The following is a 2,529-nucleotide window of genomic DNA, read 5'->3' as shown; positions in this document are numbered from 1 at the left end:
CGCTGGCGCAGCCTGCGGCTGCGCGCGGGTCGCGCTGGCCACCTGCGCGCCGACGATGGCACGGCCGTAGTCGATCGGCACGCGCGCACGCAGCGTGCCTTGCTTGCGTTCGCGCACGCTGGGCAGCGGGACCTGCTGGAACTGCTGCGGATCGAAGCCTCGCACGCCGCCCGGATCCTCCACGCTCACCGGCAGGTAGCGTGCGTTGCGCACCAGGCTCGCAACGGGTGCCGCCGCGGTGCTTGTGACGGTGCTCGCCTGCGGCGCCAGTGCGCCCGGGGTGCCGCCGGCCGCCGTGTCGGCGTAGGGCAGCGATTTGCCCGGAGGCACCAGCAGCTGGCGGAAGGTCGAGCGCATCGCGGTCACCGGCCCGAGGCCGGTGGTGCGCTCGCGCAGCTCGTCGTACAGCACGTAGTCGACACCCGCCAGGTCGCTCAGGCGCGATTTCGGCACCGCATACAGGGGCACGCCGCTCTCGTTGGTGGTGAGCGAGCCGAAGTCGAAGGTGAGCATGGCGCGGCCGCCCTGGTTCACGTAGCTGCGCACCGCCGCGACCACGGCATCGGTTGCCAGGGTGTGCATGTCGTCGGGCAGCACCAGGCCGGCGTATTTCAGCGCGGTGGCCGGGCCCATGGCGAGGAACTGCGCATCGGTGATCGGCGCCATGCGCACGCCGAGTTCCACAGCGGCGTCGGTCCATCCAGCGATGCGCCCGTCGGTGAGGGCGAGGTTGTCGGGCAGCAGCAGCATGAGCAGGCCGGAATCGGCGATGCCGCCGTTGAAGGCGGTGACGGTCCCGCCGCCGCCGCCCACGACCCTGGCGGCCTGTGGCGCCAGCGCCGCCCCGGCCTCGGACGCACTGGTGCCGCTCGTGCCGCCGCCGCATCCCGCCGCTATCAGTGCGACGAAGAACGATGCGGAAGCGGCGAGCACAGCGCCGCGCGCATTCTCCACAAAGTACCTCATGACCTGACCTCGAATATTTGTTGCGAATGGACACGAAACTAAACGTGAACACCCCGTTCGTGTGTGAGGCACCGAACTTAAAAATGCAATAGCCAAGCGATGGTGAATATGCGGCGTGCCGGACGACAAGGCGATCTCAGCCGTTGCCCGGATGGCGCATGGGAAGCGCGGACAACTGCGCCTGGAAGCGCAGCGTCTTGTCGGGCGGCGCGCGCACCAGCCAATGGCTGCCGCCGTCCTCGACAGACCCGCCGCCCGTGATGACGGGACGCTGGTAGCGCGACTTCGGCAGGCGCCACACCAGGCCCTTCAGGCCGTGCGTGTGGACCGCCTCGAAGCGCACCAGGCCCTGCGCGTCGACCTCCTGCCCCCAGCGCACGTCCACGCGCTGCAGCAGCGCCTGCGCGAGCTGGTCCATGCTGTACCAGCGCAGGCGCGGCCCTTGCGCGGCCACATGGGACAGCAGGTCCTGCACCACGTCGGGCCAGCGCGCGGCGCCCGGCGGGTGCAGGTAGACCATGCGCGCCGTGTCGTTGTCGCGGCAGAAGTCCACCAGCTCGCGGTACCAGGCCCGCACCTCGTCCGGCGGCACGCCGCGCGACTGGAACTCCTCGAACGTGGCGTACAGCCCGAGCGAGGTCACCGGAATCATCACCATGCGGGGGTTGCGCAGCATGCCGTCGCGGTACTGGCGCGTAGGCCCCAGGCCGGTGTGGCCCAGGGAGTAGACGGCGCGCACGCCGCGCCGGTCCAGCCAGTCCATGGACCACATCGGGTTGTTGCCCAGCGGCGCGGAATAGCTGCGGCTGGGGCCGACGATGCGTTCGACCGATTCGCGGTTGAGTTCGAGATACGGCAGGAACGACTTCCGGTTCTCCTCGGTCGCACGCAGCCCGTAGTAGTCGTGGATCCAGCCGCCATGGTTGCCCATGTCGTGCCCCTTGGCCTTCAGGCGCCGCAGCAGGTCCTGTGCCACCGGGTTGTGGTCCAGGTTCCATCCCCTGCCGTCGCCCGGCTGGATGGTGTCGGGCCCGGCGGTCATGTGGATGGAGAACGGGCCGGCGTCGAACACCCCGAGCTTCTCCAGCGCCAGCGACGGCTCCTGCGCGGTCGACGAATCCAGGTGCCAGTTGAGCATGAGGCCGGGCACGCCGTCGGGCATGGGCGAGAGAGAGGCCGACTGCAGCATGCGGTGCACGAAGTAGCCCAGGAAGCCGTGCATCGGCAACGCGTCGGTGCGGCCCTTCAGGTAGCCCAGCGGCAGGTTGACGAACAGCACCTCCCCCGCGCGGTAGCGCTGCACGCCGGCCACCAGCCCGAAGCGCGGCGACACGGCGAGCGGCGTGCCCGCGTAGTTGCCGCGCGTGACGAAGCCGGTGTAGTCCAGCATCCCGCTCAGGTAGCCGCTGTAGGTGTGCGGCGCGTCGCCCTGCTGCGGCGGCGGCAGCCCGATGCCGCCGAACGATGCATTGCCTTCGTAAGCGATCGACTTGCCCGGCGGCACCTGCAGCTGCCGCAGCGTCGAGCGCATCGCCACCACCGGGCCGCGCGCGGTGGTGGCGC

1 protein-coding gene and 1 pseudogene are annotated in these 2,529 nt (G+C 70.3%); both read right to left on the bottom strand.

Annotation, left to right across the window (positions count from 1 at the left end; all coding sequences use genetic code 11):
- A pseudogene (locus H0U68_RS04780) lies at positions 1–933 on the bottom strand (hypothetical protein); the annotation flags it as partial.
- A gap of 169 nt (positions 934–1,102) precedes the next feature.
- Positions 1,103–2,529: hypothetical protein (locus H0U68_RS04775; protein ID WP_296353202.1), on the bottom strand; the 1,427-nt coding region annotated here is incomplete at its 5' end.

The sequence above is a fragment of the Ramlibacter sp. genome (assembly GCF_013697775.1).
In the GTDB taxonomy this organism is placed as follows: domain Bacteria; phylum Pseudomonadota; class Gammaproteobacteria; order Burkholderiales; family Burkholderiaceae_C; genus Ramlibacter.
This window is presented reverse-complemented; position numbering and strand designations above follow the sequence as displayed.